19 protein-coding genes are annotated in these 16493 nt (G+C 65.1%); 9 read left to right on the top strand and 10 right to left on the bottom strand.

Annotated elements, in window-relative coordinates; all coding sequences use genetic code 11:
• Positions 1-42: 42 nt before the first annotated feature.
• Complete coding sequence (locus FQU74_RS03860) at positions 43-777, bottom strand: HAD family hydrolase (RefSeq protein WP_146285112.1); 735 nt, start codon at positions 775-777, stop codon at positions 43-45.
• Positions 778-861: 84 nt separating this feature from the next.
• Complete coding sequence (locus tag FQU74_RS03855; protein ID WP_146285111.1) at positions 862-1140, bottom strand: DUF3572 domain-containing protein; 279 nt, start codon at positions 1138-1140, stop codon at positions 862-864.
• A 131-nt stretch (positions 1141-1271) separates the two neighbouring features.
• Between FQU74_RS03855 and FQU74_RS03850 the strand changes: the two genes are divergently transcribed.
• Complete coding sequence (locus tag FQU74_RS03850) at positions 1272-2654, top strand: diguanylate cyclase (RefSeq protein WP_146285110.1); 1383 nt, start codon at positions 1272-1274, stop codon at positions 2652-2654.
• A gap of 46 nt (positions 2655-2700) precedes the next feature.
• Here the strand turns inward: FQU74_RS03850 and FQU74_RS03845 are convergent, their stop codons facing one another.
• Genes FQU74_RS03845 through FQU74_RS03830 form a run of 4 tightly spaced genes read right to left on the bottom strand, consistent with a single transcriptional unit; the run spans position 2701 to position 4986 of the window.
• The gene (locus FQU74_RS03845) at positions 2701-3246 is read right to left on the bottom strand and encodes a periplasmic heavy metal sensor (RefSeq protein ID WP_158635525.1); all 546 of its coding nucleotides are present in this window, start codon (positions 3244-3246) and stop codon (positions 2701-2703) included.
• 2 nt (positions 3247-3248) lie between these two features.
• Positions 3249-3665 (bottom strand): dihydroorotate dehydrogenase, encoded by a 417-nt coding sequence (locus FQU74_RS03840; protein WP_146285108.1) that lies wholly within the window; start codon positions 3663-3665, stop codon positions 3249-3251.
• Positions 3662-4267, bottom strand: a complete 606-nt coding sequence (locus tag FQU74_RS03835) for an RNA polymerase sigma factor (RefSeq protein ID WP_146285107.1) — start codon at positions 4265-4267, stop codon at positions 3662-3664. Before FQU74_RS03835 ends, FQU74_RS03840 begins: the two co-directional genes overlap by 4 nt.
• A gap of 59 nt (positions 4268-4326) precedes the next feature.
• The gene (locus tag FQU74_RS03830; protein ID WP_146285106.1) at positions 4327-4986 is read right to left on the bottom strand and encodes an EF-hand domain-containing protein; all 660 of its coding nucleotides are present in this window, start codon (positions 4984-4986) and stop codon (positions 4327-4329) included.
• Between the two features lie 208 nt (positions 4987-5194).
• On the opposite strand from FQU74_RS03830, the gene FQU74_RS03825 reads away from it, so the two are divergent.
• Both FQU74_RS03825 and FQU74_RS03820 read left to right on the top strand, forming a co-directional pair.
• Positions 5195-5593, top strand: a complete 399-nt coding sequence (locus tag FQU74_RS03825) for a DUF983 domain-containing protein (RefSeq protein WP_146285105.1) — start codon at positions 5195-5197, stop codon at positions 5591-5593.
• Between the two features lie 67 nt (positions 5594-5660).
• Entirely contained in the window at positions 5661-6248 is a 588-nt protein-coding gene (locus tag FQU74_RS03820) for an NUDIX hydrolase (protein ID WP_229704354.1), read from the top strand.
• Here FQU74_RS03820 and FQU74_RS03815 read toward each other — a convergent pair.
• From FQU74_RS03815 to FQU74_RS03805, 3 genes are all read right to left on the bottom strand, one after another.
• The gene (locus FQU74_RS03815; protein ID WP_146285103.1) at positions 6245-6778 is read right to left on the bottom strand and encodes a lipocalin family protein; all 534 of its coding nucleotides are present in this window, start codon (positions 6776-6778) and stop codon (positions 6245-6247) included. The two genes, FQU74_RS03820 and FQU74_RS03815, sit on opposite strands and share 4 nt — an antisense overlap.
• Positions 6766-7257: a hypothetical protein gene (locus FQU74_RS03810; protein ID WP_206664996.1), complete on the bottom strand. Its 492-nt coding sequence runs from the start codon at positions 7255-7257 to the stop codon at positions 6766-6768. The genes FQU74_RS03815 and FQU74_RS03810 overlap by 13 nt, the downstream gene beginning before the upstream one ends.
• A gap of 119 nt (positions 7258-7376) precedes the next feature.
• Positions 7377-8408 carry an aldo/keto reductase gene (locus FQU74_RS03805; protein ID WP_146285101.1) on the bottom strand — a complete coding sequence of 344 codons (1032 nt, stop codon included), beginning with the start codon at positions 8406-8408 and terminating at the stop codon, positions 7377-7379.
• Between the two features lie 132 nt (positions 8409-8540).
• Between FQU74_RS03805 and FQU74_RS03800 the strand changes: the two genes are divergently transcribed.
• From FQU74_RS03800 to FQU74_RS03780, 5 genes are all read left to right on the top strand, one after another.
• Positions 8541-9116: a YceI family protein gene (locus FQU74_RS03800; protein ID WP_146285100.1), complete on the top strand. Its 576-nt coding sequence runs from the start codon at positions 8541-8543 to the stop codon at positions 9114-9116.
• Between the two features lie 75 nt (positions 9117-9191).
• The gene (metG, locus tag FQU74_RS03795; protein ID WP_146285099.1) at positions 9192-10910 is read left to right on the top strand and encodes a methionine--tRNA ligase; all 1719 of its coding nucleotides are present in this window, start codon (positions 9192-9194) and stop codon (positions 10908-10910) included.
• 24 nt (positions 10911-10934) lie between these two features.
• Positions 10935-11339, top strand: a complete 405-nt coding sequence (locus tag FQU74_RS03790) for a VOC family protein (RefSeq protein WP_146285098.1) — start codon at positions 10935-10937, stop codon at positions 11337-11339.
• Positions 11340-11586: 247 nt separating this feature from the next.
• Complete coding sequence (locus FQU74_RS03785; RefSeq protein WP_146285097.1) at positions 11587-12969, top strand: DEAD/DEAH box helicase; 1383 nt, start codon at positions 11587-11589, stop codon at positions 12967-12969.
• Positions 12970-13058: 89 nt separating this feature from the next.
• Positions 13059-13637 (top strand): thymidine kinase, encoded by a 579-nt coding sequence (locus FQU74_RS03780; protein ID WP_146285096.1) that lies wholly within the window; start codon positions 13059-13061, stop codon positions 13635-13637.
• 86 nt (positions 13638-13723) lie between these two features.
• Here the strand turns inward: FQU74_RS03780 and FQU74_RS03775 are convergent, their stop codons facing one another.
• On the bottom strand, positions 13724-14659 hold the full coding sequence (locus tag FQU74_RS03775; RefSeq protein WP_146285095.1) for a DMT family transporter: 936 nt from the start codon (positions 14657-14659) through the stop codon (positions 13724-13726).
• A 100-nt stretch (positions 14660-14759) separates the two neighbouring features.
• On the opposite strand from FQU74_RS03775, the gene FQU74_RS03770 reads away from it, so the two are divergent.
• On the top strand, positions 14760-16409 hold the full coding sequence (locus FQU74_RS03770; protein WP_146285094.1) for an AMP-binding protein: 1650 nt from the start codon (positions 14760-14762) through the stop codon (positions 16407-16409).
• Positions 16410-16493 lie beyond the last annotated feature (84 nt).

Raw genomic sequence — 16493 nt, 5'->3', positions numbered from 1 at the left:
GTCGCAAGTGCGTGGCTTTCGCTGACCCTCAGCGAACCCTGATCATGTCGCTTTTGCACCATGCGCCGCTTTGCCTGCTGCTGACGCGGGCGGCAACGAATCGAGCCAGTCCGGCAGCGCCCCGATATGGGGCAGGACCACATCGGCATGCGGTGCCAACTCGTCAGCCAGTGCGATGCCCGTCAGCACTGCGATGCGCGCCATGCCGGCGTTGGCGGCCGCGACCATGTCGTGCCGGCTGTCCCCAACCATGCCCACCTGCGTAGGGTGCAGATCGCACTGGTCCGCAAAAGCCAGAAGTTGCCCCGGCGCGGGCTTGCCGCCGAAGCCCGAATCGTAGCCGGCAACAAAGTCGAACAGATCGAGCAGGTCATGCGCCTCAAGATGGCGGCGGGCGGGCAGTTCGCTATCGTTGGTGGCCAGACCGATCAAAAGGCCCCGCGCCCGCAAGGTCAGAAACAGCGGGCGCAGCGGCACCGCCGGAACCATCCGCGCCTCGGCTGCACCCGCATTCATGCGGGCAGCCAGGGTCTCGACCGCTTCTCCCGGCAGATGCGGCACGAGGGATTCTGCGATCTCGTGTGCGGTTCCGGCGATGACGGGACTGCTGGGCAGAAAATCGCCCCGTGCACGGTCATAGCCCAGAACCTCGGACAGGATCGCCTGCCGCCCGACATCGGGTGTCAGCACAGGCAAAAGCGCCTCGACCCAGGCCCCCCAACTGCGGCGGAAGTCGAAAAGCGTGCCGTCCTTGTCGAAGATGAGCGCCTTGATCATGGCTTTTGATGTCCTGCCCGCATGTTATGACCGCGCGCTAATTGGCCTGCGTCGAGAGCCAAAGGCAAGGGCCAACGGCTCGGATCAGGTCCAGTCAGGAACCATGCCGCCCGGAAGGGCTGCCCGCGCGCGCATCGGCAGATCCGGCGCGAGGCCCGCGTCCCCGGCAAAGGCTTGCACCATCTGATCATCGGTCAGCAGGAAATCCAGCACTGCGCCAAGAAATCCTGGATCGGCGGCCAGGGCGCGCAGATCGTCCGGCGAAGCCCCGGTGGCGGCCATGAATTGCGGCACCAGATCGTCGCGTGACAAGAGCCACCCCAAGGCCTGCAGGGCGAGTGTCTCGGCGGATTCTTGCCGCATCAGTCAATCTCCGGTTCCTGAACTCTGCGAAACGCACATTGCACGCCGATGAATTAACAATTCAAAAGCTTTTGTTAACCTTTACTGCGCAAATTCGGTTGGTGAACATACAGTTTCCAACGAGGTTTCGCATGGCTGGTCGTATCCTCATCGTTGACGATGTGGCAACGAACCGTGACGCTTGGCAAGCGATGCTTGCGGCCGCATGCCATCAGACACTGGCGGTGGCGGATGGTCGCGCCTGCCGTTTGGCCTTGCGGGATTTGCGACCCGACCTGATCCTTCTTAACCTTGATCTGCAAAATCCGCCCGGCCCGGCGCTGCTGCGGCTTTTGCGTGCCGACGCCCGCAGCCGTACCGTACCCATCATCGCGCTGACAGCCCGTGGCGGGGCCGAGGCGCGGATCGCCGCCCTGATGGCGGGCGCGGATGAGGTGCTTGCCCGCAGCGTTGACGATTCCGTGGTACTGGCGCGCATCCGGAACCTGTTGCGCACCCAGACTGCGGTGGCCGAACTTGGCCAGCGCGACGATACCCTGCGCGCCCTCGGGCTTGCCGAGACGCAGCCGGAATTCGCCCTGCCCGGCACGATCGCGCTGGTGCAGGATCGAAACGATCATGTCCACGCGCGGTATGACGCACTGAAATGTCTGGTCGAGGACCGGATGGTTGTCCTGTCGCGCACCGACACCTTGGCTGAACAGACCCCGGAAATGGCCGCCGCCGACATATTCATCATTGCCTCAGATCTGGGAGGGCCAGGCGGCGGGCTGCAACTGATGTCAGAACTGCGGTCCCATGCCGCGACGCGCCATGCCGGGATCGTGCTGATGCAGTCGACCCCCAATAGCGCCGAGCAGGCCGTGGCCTTTGATATCGGCGCAAACGAGGTGCTTCCGGCAGGACTGCCGACGGAGGAGCTTGCCCTCCGCCTGCGCGGGCTTATGCGGCGCAAGCAGTCGGCAGACCGGGTGCGCATGTCGGTGCAGGACGGATTGCGCCTTGCGGTGATCGATCCCCTGACCGGGCTCTACAATCGCCGCTACGCCGTGTCGCGGCTCGCCACGATTGCCCAGCGGGCGCATGAGCTTGCGGCAGGTTTTGCGGTGCTTCTGGTGGATCTGGACCGGTTCAAGGCTGTGAATGACCGGCACGGCCATGCTGGCGGCGATACCGTGCTGGTCGAGATCGCACGGCGCCTGACCGAAAATCTGCGCGCGCCCGACCTTCTGGCCCGCATCGGGGGGGAAGAGTTTCTGGTGGTCCTTCCCGACTGCGCGGCGGATGATGCCCAGAGGGTCGCCGAACGTCTTCGCCGTGTCATCGGCGACAAGCCGGTGCGGCTTTCTGGTGGCGCGGAGGCACATGTTACCGCCTCGATCGGCGTTGCACTGGCCCAGAGTCTGTCAGACCTGCAGGACGGCAGTGCCGTCCTCGATCGTGCTGACCGCGCCTTGCTGCGCGCAAAGTCCGAAGGGCGCAATCAGATCATGCTGTGGCCCGAGGCCGCCTGACGAGCGCAGATCAGGCCCAGAAGACCAGGCCCAGACCGCGCCCGGATCAAGGCTTGCCTGGCCGATCACCGTGGCGATCATCGCGCTTGCGTTTCTGGCTGTGCTCCAGCCGGTCGGCAAAAGCGGCGCGCTGGTCATCAGTCATTGCAACCAGACGGTCTCGCAGGATCTGCTGGCCAAGTGCGATCTGGTCGGCAATCGTGGTGTGCTGGCGCTGCAAGGCGCTGTCCAGCGCCTCAGGCTGGAAAGGTTGGGCACGCAGCGCGGCGATCACCGCTGCCTGCTGTTCAGCAATGGCACGACGCACTTCACGCACCGAGGATTCACTGCCGCGAAACGCCATGCGCAGCGCCTTGCGATCCTCATCATCCAATGCATCGGCATAGGCGCCAAGACCAGGATCGCCCCCCGACATGCGCGGCGGCGGCCCCTTGAGGATCGCGCCCCCCACGACACCGAGAAACAGCAGATTGACTGCGAGCGAGGCGAAAAACGCCATGCGCCAGCGCTTGATCCGCGCCTCTGGCGCCGTCGCGACAGCAACAGGCGGCTTTTGCGACACGTCTTCGGGCATTTCCGGTCCAGTCGTCATGATCATCCTTCCCCAAGCCAGGTATCCAGACGTGGGATAAGCTCAACGGTTTCTTCGGTCGTATCGGTCGAGGCTGCGGCCAGCGTCAATGCGCCGGTCACCGGATCAAGCGTGGCCGGTTGCGCAAAGCCGATCCAGAGCCCTGCAGCCGTTGCACAGGCAAGACCCGCCGCTGGCGCACCGAAATCATTCAGCCAGCCACGCAGCACAGCCCTCCACCCCACGCGCGGAGGCACCACGGGAACGGCGGCAGGTTCGGGCATATTCGCATAGGCGTCGACCAGAAGGCGCGACAGAAACTCAGCCGAGGGCTCGGCGCGGGTATGACGCGCGCTAGCAAGCAGGTCATCAAGATCCTTCGGATTCATCGCACCCTCATCCTTATGGGACCCATCGGCACCGGAAAGCCTCTTCGTCATGATCCGCCCTCCACATCCGCATATCCAAGTTCTTCTCTTTGGCCACCAAGCGCCGAGGCGAGTGCCCGCTTGGCGCGTGCGGTCAGGCTTTCCACTGCTTCGACACCGATCTGCATGATCTCTGCGATCTCGGGGTTCGACATCCCTTCGATATGCCGCAGAATCAGTGCCTGGCGTTGCCGGTCAGGCAGGCCGTCCAGCGCGCGGTCAAGCGCGGCCATCCGGTCGGCCTCGATCAACTGGGCGACGGCGGCGGGGGCGTCATCGGCCACCTCGGGCGCATCATCCAGCGTGGTTGCCTGCCGCCGCTGGCGCGCACGCTGACGGTCAGTCACCAGATTGGTCACAACACGGTAAAGCCAGGTCGTGACCTGCGCTTCGCCCGTCCGCCATTCCGGGGCCATACGCCACAGACGCAGCATCGCCTCTTGCGCGACATCCTCGGCCTCGGCCCGGTCCGCCAGAAGGCGCGTGGCATAGCCAAGCACACGGGGCGAGAGCCGCAACACCAGCGTGCGCGCCGCAGCACGGTCGCCGCGTGCATAAAGCTGCAGCAGCGCCTCATCGCTCTGGTCGGCAAGGTCGTCGAAGGCCATGGTCATCCAGCAGGGTTAACCCTCAGAGCCCCGCCCGGCAAGCACCGGGCGGGACAGGTTTTGTCTCAGTTGCCCTGAGGCGCATCCGGCGGCGGCATGCCGGGCCCGCCCTGCATGCCCATTCCTCCGCCCTGCATGCCCATTCCACCCTGCATTCCCTCGCCACGCATCATCTTGTGACCGTGACCGCGCATACCTTTGCCCTCACGACCCTCATGGCCTCCACGCTCGCGCATTTCGGCCATCCGGACTTTTGCGGCATCAAGCTCGGCTTGCGAGATCGCTCCATCGCCATCGGTGTCGACCCGTTCAAACATCCGCAGCGACGGGTTCGGGGCCGCCTGCAGCTCGGTCACGCTGACTGCGCCGTCACCATCGACATCCAGGCGCGTCATCGCGAATTTGGCATGACCGCGCATCGCTGCTTCGGCTTCCTTCAGGCGAAAGGCGACCAGCTCGTCCTCAGAGATCACACCATTGCCATCGGCATCGACCGTCTTGATCCGGGCGGCACGAAAGGCCTTGAGTTCAGCCTCGGTCAGCTTGCCGTCCTTGTCCGCGTCGATCGCGGCAAAGTCAAAGCCCGGCCCGTCGAAGGGTCCCACCGCATCCACGTCATGCATCGGAAACATGCCCCGGCCACGGTCAGCCAAGGCAGCGGTTCCAAGCCCGCCCATCAGCACGGCGGCCAGTGCCAGCGAATATCCAATTGTCCGTTTCGTCATCTTCCGTCTCCTGTAGAGGTTCGGGTAAAGGGTCACGGCGCGCCCTCTTTCTGGCGCCGTTACGGGACAAACGCGGCACCGGGTGCTTTCCGTCGGGTGGCCACGTTCACGAAAACGCGACGTTTGTGGCGCCGCGGCGGAATGTCCCCTTTGACGCCAGCCGCCAAGTGCCTATTGTGCCGCTTCGCGCGACAGGAAAGACATGGACATGCAGACGATGAGCACCGCCTCGCCCCCCGAGGATGACCGGCCGCTTGTGCCCGCCTTGAAAAAGGGCTGGCAACGGCGTTGCCCCAGTTGCGGATCGGGGCCCATGCTGCGTGGCTATCTGAAGGTGCGCGAAAGCTGCCCCGTCTGCGGCGAGGCCCTGCACCACCAGCGCGCCGATGACGGCCCGGCCTATATCACGATCCTGATCGTGGGCCATGTCGTGGCGCCGCTGATGCTTTGGGCCTTTACCCGCTGGGAGCCCGATCCGCTGATCATGGTTGCAGTCTTTTCGGTGATGACGGTTGCGATGACGCTCTGGCTTTTGCCAAGGGTCAAGGGCGCCTTCGTGGCGCTGCAATGGTCGCGGCGGATGCACGGGTTCGGGCGTGACGGCTGACCCGCCGATCCGGCCTGCCGCCAGCATCATCTTGACCCGAAGCCGTGGCGGCAGCCCCGAGGTGCTGATGGGTCAGCGCGGCGCAGGTGCCGTGTTCATGCCGTCGAAGTATGTGTTTCCGGGTGGCGCGGTCGATGCAGGCGACGCTGAGGTACCGCTGGCCGCGCCCCTGCCCGATCACAGCGCGGCCCTTCTGGCAGGCTCGGTCCCATCGGCCCATGCATTGGCGGTGGCCGCCATCCGCGAGTTGTTCGAGGAAACTGGCCTGACGCTCGGCAGATCCGGAGCCTGGCCGTTGCCGCCCGAAGGCTGGCACGGTTTTGCCGCACGCGGTCTTGTGCCCGACGCCTCTGGCCTGCGGCTGATTTTCCGCGCGATCACCCCGCCCGGCCGCCCCCGGCGGTTCGACGCGCGGTTCTTTCTTGCCGATGCAGGCTCGCTCGCCGGCGACCCCGATGACTTCTCGGCCGCCGCTGACGAGCTTTCGCACCTGCACTGGATTGCGCTGGCCGAGGTGCGTCGTCTGGACCTGCCATTCATCACCGAAGTGGTTCTGGCAGAGGTTGCGGCACTACTGGCGGGCCAGCCGCAACCCGGCGTGCCGTTCTTCGACAACTCGGGCACACGGCCGACCTTTCGGCGGTTGACGGCCTAGAACGTCTGCAGACGTTCCAGATCGTAGCCGTTCCATTCGAGGATCTCGCGCGCGGCGGCAAGCCGGTCAGCGGGCAGCCGCCCGTCACGGTTCAGGATGAACCCCATTTCGCCCGAGGGCGTGCCGATAACCAGCGTGCGCATATCCACGTCGGCCCAGACGATCCACCACGCCTGACCGATGCCGTCGGCGACGGCGGCGCTGCCCACGCTTTCGGGCACCAGCCGGCCCGGCACCGGCATCGCGGCGCGGCCCGAGATCTTTTGCGACTTGCCCCCCAGGCACAGGTCAGCCGTCACCGGGATCGCCCCGCCGTCGGGTCGTCCAAAGCGTACCGTTCCCGGCTTGCAACCACCGGCCTCGGGCGCAAAGGTCGCGGCCTGGGTCCAGGTTCCCTCCAGCTCGGCCGGGTCGAGGACCGCGTTGGAGTAAATGGGCGTGTCCGTATCCCGAAAGCTCTCGGGCATGCCATCGCGCTTGCCACCGCAGGCCGCAAGCAGAACCAGCGGCAGGATTGTCAGTCTATGCAAAGGGTCACCTTTCGGCCCATGGAATCGAGAATTTCGTTGCAGCCGAAGAGCGGCTTGTAGGGCGAACAGGTGCCCGAGCGCGCCAGGCAAAGCCCGTCGCAGTCGGTTTCCTTCCGGCACGTCTTGCCCCCGTCGCGTGTGCGGTAAACGCAGGACTTGAAGCCTTTGCCCGCGCTCGTCCAGGTGCCGTCGCGCCGCTCGCAGGCAAGCTGCGCCTCGGACTTGGGCTCGGGCGGCGGAGGTGCGGCTGCGGCGGGCAGGGTCTCGACAGTGGTCGTGGCCCCACCCTCGGTCGTCGTTTCGATCGAGGATGGGAAGGGTTCTGGCGGGGCTGGCGCCGCGACAGGCGCAGCACCCGCAGCGCTGCCACCCGGCGTGATCGGTGTGGCCGTGATCGGCCCGCCCATGATCGTGCCCGCCGGGGCCGTCACACCGGCAGAGGCGGCGTCCGGCGTGTCCTTCTTGAACGGCAGCGACATCTGACATGCCGCAAGCCCAAGGCAAAGCAGGATGCCGAACCGTCGCACACGCATGTCATGCCCTTCCCCGAAGTTTGTGCCTATTGGCTACAAAACCACAGGAAGCGCAAGATATGGTGTCAGAACGGTGCTGGATACTCGCGATAAATCGCATTGATGCCGGAAAGCACTTCATCCGTAAGGCGCAGTTCGGCCGCCGCTATATTCGTCTTCAACTGCGCAAGGCTCGTCGCCCCGATGATCGGGATACACGGCCACGGCCGCGTCCGGGTGAAGGCCAGCGCCATCTGGCAGGGATCCAGCCCGTGCTCCCGCGCAAGCCCCAGATATGCCGATACGGCGGCGAACAACTGATGCGTGATCCGCCCACCCAGCGTGGGGTTGACCGCACGTCGCGTGTGATCTGGCGTCACATCGCCCGCATATTTGCCAGACAGGATCCCCGTAGCCAAGGGCGACCACGCCAGCAGCGGCACATCCTCCATCGCCGAAAGCTCTGCCCAGTCGGTATCGAACTGGCGATGCAGCAGCGAATACTCGTTCTGGATCGACACCATCCGCGGCAGTCCGCATTCGTCGGCCAGCCGCAGCCATTGCGCGGCCCCCCAGACGGATTCGTTTGACAGGCCGACCGCCCGGATCTTGCCCGCAGCGACCGCTGCCTGCGCGGCGCGCAGCACCTCTTCCATATGGGTCAGCGTGCCCGCCCGGTTGGTCTTGGGTCGATAATTCCAGTTCTGGCGGAAGTGATAGCTGCCCCGGTTGGGCCAGTGCAATTGGTAGAGGTCGATGTAATCCGTCCGCAACCGCTTCAGCGAGGCATCGAGGGCGGCGGTAAAGCTGGCCGCCGTGATCCCTTCGGGGTGCAAGCCCCCCTCGCCCGCGATCTTGGTGGCAAGCACCACCTTGTCGCGCCCGCCGTTGGCTGCAAACCAGGTCCCGATGATCTCTTCGGTGCGCCCGGCTGTTTCGACCAGCGCGGGGTTGACCGGATACATTTCGGCCGTGTCCCAGAAGGTGACGCCGTGTTCCAGCGCATAGGACATCTGCTCATGCCCCTCGGCCTCGGTGTTCTGGGTGCCCCATGTCATCGTGCCAAGGCAGTATTCGGATACGGTCAGGCCAGAACGGCCAAGCGGGATCTTTTTCATTGCAGTCTCCTGTCACCCCGAAGCCTAGCGCCTTGGCCGGGGTGAACAAGGGGTGTCGCAGCATCCCATCACTCAAACGTGCGTGCATGCAGGGCAAAAGGGGCTTAGGCTGGGGCCCAAGGGAGAAAAGTCATGAAAGCCGTAGGCACTCTGGGCGTTGTTCTGGCTTTGATTTCCGCCGTCCCTGTCTGGGCCGCACCCGAACGATACCTGCTGCAGGCAGAGGCATCGCGCGTTGCCTTCTCCGCTCCATCCGACGGCCAACCGATCACCGGCACATTCCCGATCCGCTCGGCCAGCGTCGTGATCGACGTCGAAAAGCCCGCGCGCAGCCAGATCGATGTCACGCTGAACGTGGCCGGCGTCAAGGCGAGCTCGCTTCTGGCGGCAGAGGCGATGCGCGGCGAAAGCGTGCTTGCCACCCGCCGCTTTCCCGAAGCGCGATTTGTCAGTGAAAGCGTCCGTGGCGACCCATCTGCAGTCGAGGTCGGCGGCCAACTGACCCTGCGGGGCGTGACCCGGCCCGTTGTCCTGCGAGGCCGCATCCTGCGCCAGAGCGGGGCGGCAGAGGATGACTTTTCGCGGCTGACCGTTGCGCTGCGCGGGCAGGTCAGCCGCTCGGCGTTTGGCGCCGACGGCTGGGCGGGGATGGTTGGCGATGTGATTACGCTCGACATTCTGGCCCGCATCCAGCGCGCGGGCGGCTGACCCCTGTCCCAAAGACCCTTTTCCCTGCGCGCGAGCAGCGTTAAACAGCCCCCTGCACGGCAAGGGGACAGGCGCATGGCACGGATTCTCATCACTTCGGCGATTCCCTACATCAACGGGATCAAGCATCTGGGCAACCTTGTGGGAAGCCAGCTGCCCGCCGACCTGTTCGCCCGCTACAACCGCGCCCGCGGGCATGAGGTGATGTTCATCTGCGCCACCGACGAACACGGCACCCCGGCCGAACTCGCCGCCGCCAAGGCCGGCAAGCCAGTCGCCGAATACTGCGCCGAGATGCACGAGGTGCAGAAAGAGCTCGCCGCCGGATTCCGCCTGTCGTTTGACCATTTCGGTCGCTCTTCCAGCCAGCGCAACCACCGTCTGACCCAGCATTTCGCCGGCAAGCTTGCCGAGAACGGCCTGATCCGGGAAGTGACCGAGCGTCAGGTCTATTCGGTCGACGATGGCCGCTTCCTGCCCGACCGATATATCGAGGGCACCTGCCCCAACTGCGGCTATGACAGTGCGCGGGGCGACCAGTGCGACAACTGCACCAAGCAGCTTGACCCGACCGATCTGATCAACCCGCATTCGACCATCTCGGGCTCGACCAACCTCGAGGTGCGGGAAACCAAGCACCTCTACCTGATGCAGCGCACGCTGAAGGACAAGATCGAGGCCTGGATCGATTCAAAGACCGACTGGCCGATCCTGACCACCTCGATTGCCAAGAAATGGCTGAACGATGGCGACGGGCTGCAGGACCGCGGCATCACCCGCGATCTGCACTGGGGCATCCCGGTGATGAAAGGCAATGATCCGTGGCCGGGGATGGAGGGCAAGGTCTTCTACGTCTGGTTCGATGCGCCGATCGAATACATTGCGGGCACCGCCGAATGGGCAGATGCGAATGGCAAGTCAGAGGCCGACTGGGAACGCTGGTGGCGCACCGACAAGGGCGCGGACGACGTGACCTACTATCAGTTCATGGGCAAGGACAACGTCCCCTTCCACACGTTGTCGTTCCCGGCGACCATCCTCGGCTCGGGCGAGCCGTGGAAGATGGTCGATTACCTCAAGTCCTTCAACTATCTGAACTATGATGGCGGCCAGTTCTCTACCTCGCGCGGGCGGGGGGTGTTCATGGATCAGGCGCTGTCGATCCTGCCCAGCGACTACTGGCGCTGGTGGCTGCTGTCGCACGCCCCGGAATCGGCCGACAGCGAGTTTACCTGGGACAATTTCCAGGCATCCGTGAACAAGGATCTGGCCGACGTTCTGGGTAACTTTGTCAGCCGCGTGACGAAATTCGCCAAATCGAAGCTGGGCGATACGGTCCCCGCGGGGGGCGAGTTCGGCCCGCAGGAAACCGCACTCATCGCCGATCTGGGCGCGCGCATCCGCGACTATGAGCGCTGCATGGACCAGATGGAGGTCCGCAAGGCCGCTGCCGAGTTGCGGGCGATCTGGGTGGTGGGCAACGAATACCTGCAGTCCGCCGCCCCCTGGAGCGCGGTCAAGACCGATCCGGCGCGGGCCGAGGCGATGATCCGCCTGTCGTTGAACCTGATCCGTCTTTATGCGATCCTTTCGCAGCCGTTCATACCCGATGCGGCGCAGGCGATGATGTCGGCTATGGGGTCTGACGACTGGTCCTGGCCGACCGACGCCGGGGCCGCGCTGCGCGCCTTGCCGCCGGGCCATGCCTTCGCCGTGCCGGAGAACCTGTTCCGCAAGATCACGGATGAGGAACGGGCAGAGTGGCAGCAGAAGTTCGCGGGCACGCGGGACTGATCGCGGCCCGGAAAAGGGGGCGTCATGCGGGTAACGGCCATACTGGAGACGGTGCTTTACGCCGATGACCCCGCAGCCTGCGCCGCGTTCTATGTAGAGGTGCTTGGGCTGACCGAAACGCGTGCCGTGCCGGGCAGGTTCAACTTCCTGCGGTGCGGTCAGCAAATGCTTCTGATCTTTGCGCCCGGCCCCTCGTCGGACCCTGCGCAGCAGCACGGCATCCCCGCACATGGCGCGCAAGGGGCGGGCCATGTGTGCTTTCGCGCGGATACGGCGGCCGACCTGGACGCTTGGAAAACGCAGCTTCAGACCAGAGGCCAAACCATCGAGCATGAGCATGACTGGCCGGGTGGTGGCCGGTCGATCTACCTGCGCGATCCCGCCGGAAACTCGGTCGAACTGGCCGAGGCCCGCATCTGGGGTCAGTGATCGCCAAGACCGATCGGGGGAATTCCCTTGACTTTTGCCCCGCCCTGCCCCATCTGCCCATTCAACCCCCGCCGTCCGGCCGCGTGAGCCTGAATGGGACGTCGGGGTGTGGTTCCCACCATCACGCAGGGGCGCCGCGGGCTGACGGCCTTTGGGGATTCGCCCCGAAGGCGAGGCCGGTCCCGCCCCTTCACGGCCCCGCAAAGCGGGCCAATGGCAGGCATTCGTCTGCCGGAAAGACAGATTCATGACTACGTTTGCCGACCTCGGCCTTTCGCCGAAGCTGATCAAGGCGCTTGAGGCGACCAAATTCGACATGCCGACACCCATTCAGGTGAAGGCCATCCCGCATGTTCTGCAGGGCCGCGACCTGATGGGCCTTGCCCAGACCGGCACTGGCAAGACCGCAGCTTTCGGCCTGCCGCTTCTGCACCGCATCCTTGACAACACCCATCCGCCGGGCCCGCGCCATGTGCGGGCGCTGATCCTTGCGCCCACGCGGGAACTGGTTCAGCAAATCCACGATCACCTCTTTGCCTTCACCAAGGGTACTCCCGTCAAGCTGACGATGGTGGTGGGCGGCGCGTCCATCAACAAGCAGACCGACCGACTGGCCAAGGGGTCGGACGTTCTGATCGCCACTCCGGGTCGTCTGATCGACCTGCTCGACCGTGGCGCAGTGATGCTTGAACGCTGCGGCTATCTGGTGCTGGACGAAGCCGACCATATGCTCGACATGGGCTTCATCCACGCGCTGCGCACCATTGCCAAGCATATCCCGGTCAAGCGCCAGACGCTCCTGTTCTCGGCCACCATGCCCAAGGACATCGAAGAGATCGCCGAGACCTATCTGCGCGATCCGATCCGCGTGCAGGTGGCGCCTCCGGGCAAGCCGGTTGAGCGGATCACGCAGGGCGTGCACTTCACCCCGCAGGGCGACAAGGCGCGCCTGCTTGAAGAATACCTCAAGAAACATCCCGGTGAGGCCGCGATTGCCTTCTCGCGCACCAAGCATGGCGCTGACAAGCTGACCAAGGTTCTGGTGCAATGGGGCTTCAAGGCAGGCGCCATCCACGGCAACCGCAGCCAGAACCAGCGCGAGGCGATCCTGTCGGCCTTCCGTGCGGGCGAACTCGATGTGCTCGTCGCAACCGATGTGGCGGCCCGTGGCATCGACATTCCGCTGGTGCGCCACGTCTACAACTATGACCTGCCGAACGTGGCCGACAACTACGTCCACCGCATTGGCCGGACCGCGCGGGCAGGCGCTGATGGCGCCTCGGTCAGCTTCTGCGCCCCGGCCGAGATGGAAGAGCTGCGTGACATCGAGACGCTTCTGAAGAAGCCGCTGCCGGTTCTGGGTGGTGCGCCTTGGGCGATGGACATGGTGAAGGCGGCCAAGCCCGCGCGTCCGCAGGGCCGCAAGCTGCAAGGACAGGGCGGTCGGCCGCAGGGGCAATCTGCGCGCCCCGGCAAGCCCCAGGGTGCCCGTGCAGATGGCCCGCGCCCGCAGGGACAGCCCGACGCGCGTCCCAAGTCTGCCAACCCGAAGCCGCAGGGCGGCACAGCTGCGCCGCGCCGCTCGGCCGGCGGGGCGAAACCTGCGGGACGCAGCGGCCCGCGTCCCTGATCGCCATACCGGCGCGGCTTGCCCGCGCCTGAATTCACCCTCGGCACGGCTTGCCCGCGCCGGGGGTTCTGCGCTATCGCGGGCGCACCATGGCAAAGCTCTACTTTCACTACTCCACCATGAACGCGGGCAAGTCGACCGCGCTTCTTCAAGCCTCGCACAACTACCGCGAAGGCGGGATGCAGACCTACCTGCTGACGGCGCGTCTGGATGATCGGGCAGGCCCCGGTCGCATCGCAAGCCGCATCGGCATCGCCGAGGATGCCGACCCGTTCACCCCTCACGATGATCTGTTTGCAATGCTCGCCACCCGCCTTGGCAGTGGCCCTGTCGCCTGCGTCTTCATCGACGAGGCGCAGTTCCTGTCAAAGGAACAGGTCTGGCAGCTGGCGCGCGCGGTCGATGACCTCGGCGTGCCGGTCATGTGCTACGGCCTGCGGGTCGACTTTCAGGGCAACCTCTTTCCCGGCTCGGCCGCACTTCTGGCCTGGGCTGATGAAATGCGTGAGGTCCGCACCATCTGCCATTGTGGAAAGAAGGCCACCATGGTCATCCGCCGCGGCGCCGATGGCCGCGCCCTGACCGCAGGCGAACAGGTGCAGATCGGCGGCAACGAAACCTACCAGAGCCTCTGCCGCCGCCACTGGCGCGAGGCGGTCGAGGGCTGAGCCCCCCTCTTCTTCTTTTCGCAAGTATCCTCGGGGGGAATCGCCGCAGGCGAGCGGGGGGCAGACAGCCCCCCGAACCAACGTATTCAGTTTCCCTGTGACCGCGCCCGCAGCGCAATCATCATGCCGGCGACGGCAATCAGCACCATCCCGGCGATCGCCAGCGGGGTCAGCGTTTCGCCCCAGATCAACCAGCTCCAGGCTGCCGATGCAGGCAGGATTACGTACTCGAACACCGATACGCGTCCGGCGTCGGCCAGTTGGTAGGCGCGGATCATCATGCCCACGCCTAGAAGCGAGCCCGCCGCCTGCACGAAGGTCCAGAACAGGAACGTCCCCGATGGCCAGACCGGACCTCGCATCACAAAGCCCGCAGGTCCCTCGGGCACATCGAGCGGCCAGACCGACAGCACAGCCATGCCAATGGCGCCCAGCACACCAAGCGCCAGAAAGAAGCCGCCCAGCAAGGTCTCTGCCGTCTCTTCTGCGCACCACTCACGGGTTGCGACGTTCCCCAACGCATAGAGCGCACCTGCCGCCACCGGCAGAATTGCCGCGAGGCTTGCACCGCCCAGTGCCTGCGGCCCCAGCACCATGACGACGCCGACAAAGCCCACCGCGACAGCCGCGATGCGCACCGGCCCGATGTGGTGACCGAAGGCGAACCCCGAGATCAGCAGCACGAAGATCGGCGCGGTGAACAGTCCTGCCGCGACCAGCGCGACCGGCAGGAAAGCCAACGCGCCGAAGTAGATCAGCATCCCGCTGCCGTGAATGGCCGAGCGCGCAACAACCGCACGCAAGTTACGCGGGCGCAGCCGCAACCCCATCGGCACCAGTAGCGCCAGCAGGATCATCCATGCCATGACCGACCGCGTGGCGTGGAACTGCCAGAGCCCCCCCTCCTCTGCAATGACCCTGACGTAGTTGTCGGTAAAGCCGATGATCACCGCATAGCCAAGGACGAGTGCGGCTGCGGCAAGCGTCCTGTCGGGCAAGGATGAAATGTTAGCGGATGTCATTGCGCAATTTCCTTTCGCTGCCCTTTTCTTTGCCGCAAACCCGCCCCATGCTGCGCGCCGGAAAACGACATGATCCGATCAGTTCGGAAGGGGGGGACACATGGGATGGCTCGCAGATGAAAGTGGATTGGACAAGACGCCTGCCAATTACGTGCCACTGACGCCCCTCTCGCACCTGAAACGCGCGGCCGATGTGCATGCCGACCGCACCGCGCTGGCGTGGCGGTCAAGCCGCGTCAGCTATGCCGAATATGCCGCGCGCGTCAGCCGTTTTGCCTCGGCCCTGGTCCGGCGTGGCATCAATCCCGGCGATGTGGTCGCGACGCTGCTGCCAAACCTTCCCGCTCAGGCAGAGGCGCATTTTGGCGTGCCGGCCTGCGGGGCGGTGCTCAACACCATCAACACCCGGCTGGATGCCGATACGGTCGGCTATATCTTTGGCCACGCCGGAGCGCGGATCGTTCTGGTAGACAGCGCGCTCGTTCCGCTGGCCGAGGCCGCGATCAAGAAGATGGAAGGTCTCGCACCCCAGATCATCGAGGTCACCGATCAGGAGAGCGGTCACACATCATCGGGCCACTATCTGGAATATGAGGCGTTTCTGGCCGAGGGCGACCCTGACTTCCCGTGGATCATGCCGCAGGATGAATGGGAAAGCCTTGCCATCAACTATACATCAGGCACGACCGGGCGGCCCAAGGGTGTCGTCTATCACCATCGCGGCGCTTACCTCGCGACCATGGCCAATGTCATCGCCTGGCAGATGCAGCTTTTCCCTGTGGTCCTGACCATCGTGCCAATGTTTCACTGCAATGCCTGGGTGCAGCCATGGCTGGTGCCCATGATGGGTGGCACGCTTGTCTGCTGCCGCGATGTCACGGCCAAGGCAATCTATGATGCCATCGCGGATGAGGGCGTCACCCATTTCGGCGGCGCGCCGATCGTGCTCAACACCATCATCAACGCGCGCGACGAAGACCGCCGCCCCTTTGACCATGTGGTGCAGGTCTTTACCGCAGGCGCCCCGCCCCCCGCCGCCACACTTGCCGCGATCGAGCCGCTCGGGTTCAACGTCACGCAGGTCTATGGCCTGACCGAGACCTATGGCCCCTCGACCGAATGCCTGTGGCGCCCCGACTGGGAGCGCACGGCCGGAGAGGAGCGCGCCGCGCTCAAGGCGCGCACCGGCGTTGCCATGGCGATGCTTGAGGGTGCCGAGGTCCATGACACCCACGGCCAGCCCGTCGCCCGCGATGCCGCCCATCTGGGAGAGATAGCCCTGCGCGGCAACATGGTGATGAAGGGTTACTACCGGAACCCTGAGGCCACGCGCGATGCGTTTCGCGGCGGCTGGTTCCGGTCGGGCGACATCGCCTTCCAGACGCCGGACGGCTACCTCAAGATCACCGACCGTGCGAAGGACATCATCATCTCGGGCGGCGAGAATGTCTCGTCGGTCGAGGTCGAGGGCGCGCTGATGCACCACCCCTCCGTCAGCCTTGTCGCGGTCGTCGCCAAGCCTGACGAGAAATGGGGCGAGGTGCCCTGCGCCTTTGTCGAGCTGAAGCCCGGCATGTCGGCAACCGAGGACGAGCTGATCAAGTTCGCCCGCGCGCGGCTCGCCGGATTTGCCACGCCCAAGGCGGTGGTTTTCTGCGATCTGCCCAAGACATCCACCGGCAAGATCCAGAAGTTCGAACTGCGCGCCGTTGCAAAGCTGATGGCGCAGCAGGGCCGCGAACCCGCCTGACAGTGCAAGAGTTTCAGGGGGGCGACAACGGGGCGCATGCTCTGTTGTTCGCCTCTCCCTTTCCCGATAAGCTGCGGAAAAAGG

Origin of the sequence: Gemmobacter aquaticus (assembly GCF_007859075.1) — a bacterium.
GTDB lineage: Bacteria > Pseudomonadota > Alphaproteobacteria > Rhodobacterales > Rhodobacteraceae > Gemmobacter > Gemmobacter aquaticus.
Note: the sequence above shows the minus strand (reverse complement) of the source record. Positions and strands in the feature narration are given on the sequence as shown.

Bases quoted from the DNA above. Each gene is read 5' to 3' on its own strand.
- FQU74_RS03855 (WP_146285111.1), bottom strand. From the start codon at position 1,140: ATGCGGCAAGAATCCGCCGAGACACTCGCCCTGCAGGCCTTGGGGTGG.
- FQU74_RS03820 (WP_229704354.1), top strand. From the start codon at position 5,661: ATGGGTCAGCGCGGCGCAGGTGCCGTGTTCATGCCGTCGAAGTATGTG.
- metG (WP_146285099.1), top strand. From the start codon at position 9,192: ATGGCACGGATTCTCATCACTTCGGCGATTCCCTACATCAACGGGATC.
- FQU74_RS03830 (WP_146285106.1), bottom strand. From the start codon at position 4,986: ATGACGAAACGGACAATTGGATATTCGCTGGCACTGGCCGCCGTGCTG.
- FQU74_RS03860 (WP_146285112.1), bottom strand. From the start codon at position 777: ATGATCAAGGCGCTCATCTTCGACAAGGACGGCACGCTTTTCGACTTC.
- FQU74_RS03800 (WP_146285100.1), top strand. From the start codon at position 8,541: ATGAAAGCCGTAGGCACTCTGGGCGTTGTTCTGGCTTTGATTTCCGCC.
- FQU74_RS03840 (WP_146285108.1), bottom strand. From the start codon at position 3,665: ATGACGAAGAGGCTTTCCGGTGCCGATGGGTCCCATAAGGATGAGGGT.
- FQU74_RS03770 (WP_146285094.1), top strand. From the start codon at position 14,760: ATGGGATGGCTCGCAGATGAAAGTGGATTGGACAAGACGCCTGCCAAT.
- FQU74_RS03835 (WP_146285107.1), bottom strand. From the start codon at position 4,267: ATGACCATGGCCTTCGACGACCTTGCCGACCAGAGCGATGAGGCGCTG.
- FQU74_RS03775 (WP_146285095.1), bottom strand. From the start codon at position 14,659: ATGACATCCGCTAACATTTCATCCTTGCCCGACAGGACGCTTGCCGCA.
- FQU74_RS03825 (WP_146285105.1), top strand. From the start codon at position 5,195: ATGCAGACGATGAGCACCGCCTCGCCCCCCGAGGATGACCGGCCGCTT.
- FQU74_RS03805 (WP_146285101.1), bottom strand. From the start codon at position 8,408: ATGAAAAAGATCCCGCTTGGCCGTTCTGGCCTGACCGTATCCGAATAC.
- FQU74_RS03785 (WP_146285097.1), top strand. From the start codon at position 11,587: ATGACTACGTTTGCCGACCTCGGCCTTTCGCCGAAGCTGATCAAGGCG.
- FQU74_RS03810 (WP_206664996.1), bottom strand. From the start codon at position 7,257: ATGTCGCTGCCGTTCAAGAAGGACACGCCGGACGCCGCCTCTGCCGGT.
- FQU74_RS03850 (WP_146285110.1), top strand. From the start codon at position 1,272: ATGGCTGGTCGTATCCTCATCGTTGACGATGTGGCAACGAACCGTGAC.
- FQU74_RS03780 (WP_146285096.1), top strand. From the start codon at position 13,059: ATGGCAAAGCTCTACTTTCACTACTCCACCATGAACGCGGGCAAGTCG.
- FQU74_RS03790 (WP_146285098.1), top strand. From the start codon at position 10,935: ATGCGGGTAACGGCCATACTGGAGACGGTGCTTTACGCCGATGACCCC.
- FQU74_RS03845 (WP_158635525.1), bottom strand. From the start codon at position 3,246: ATGACGACTGGACCGGAAATGCCCGAAGACGTGTCGCAAAAGCCGCCT.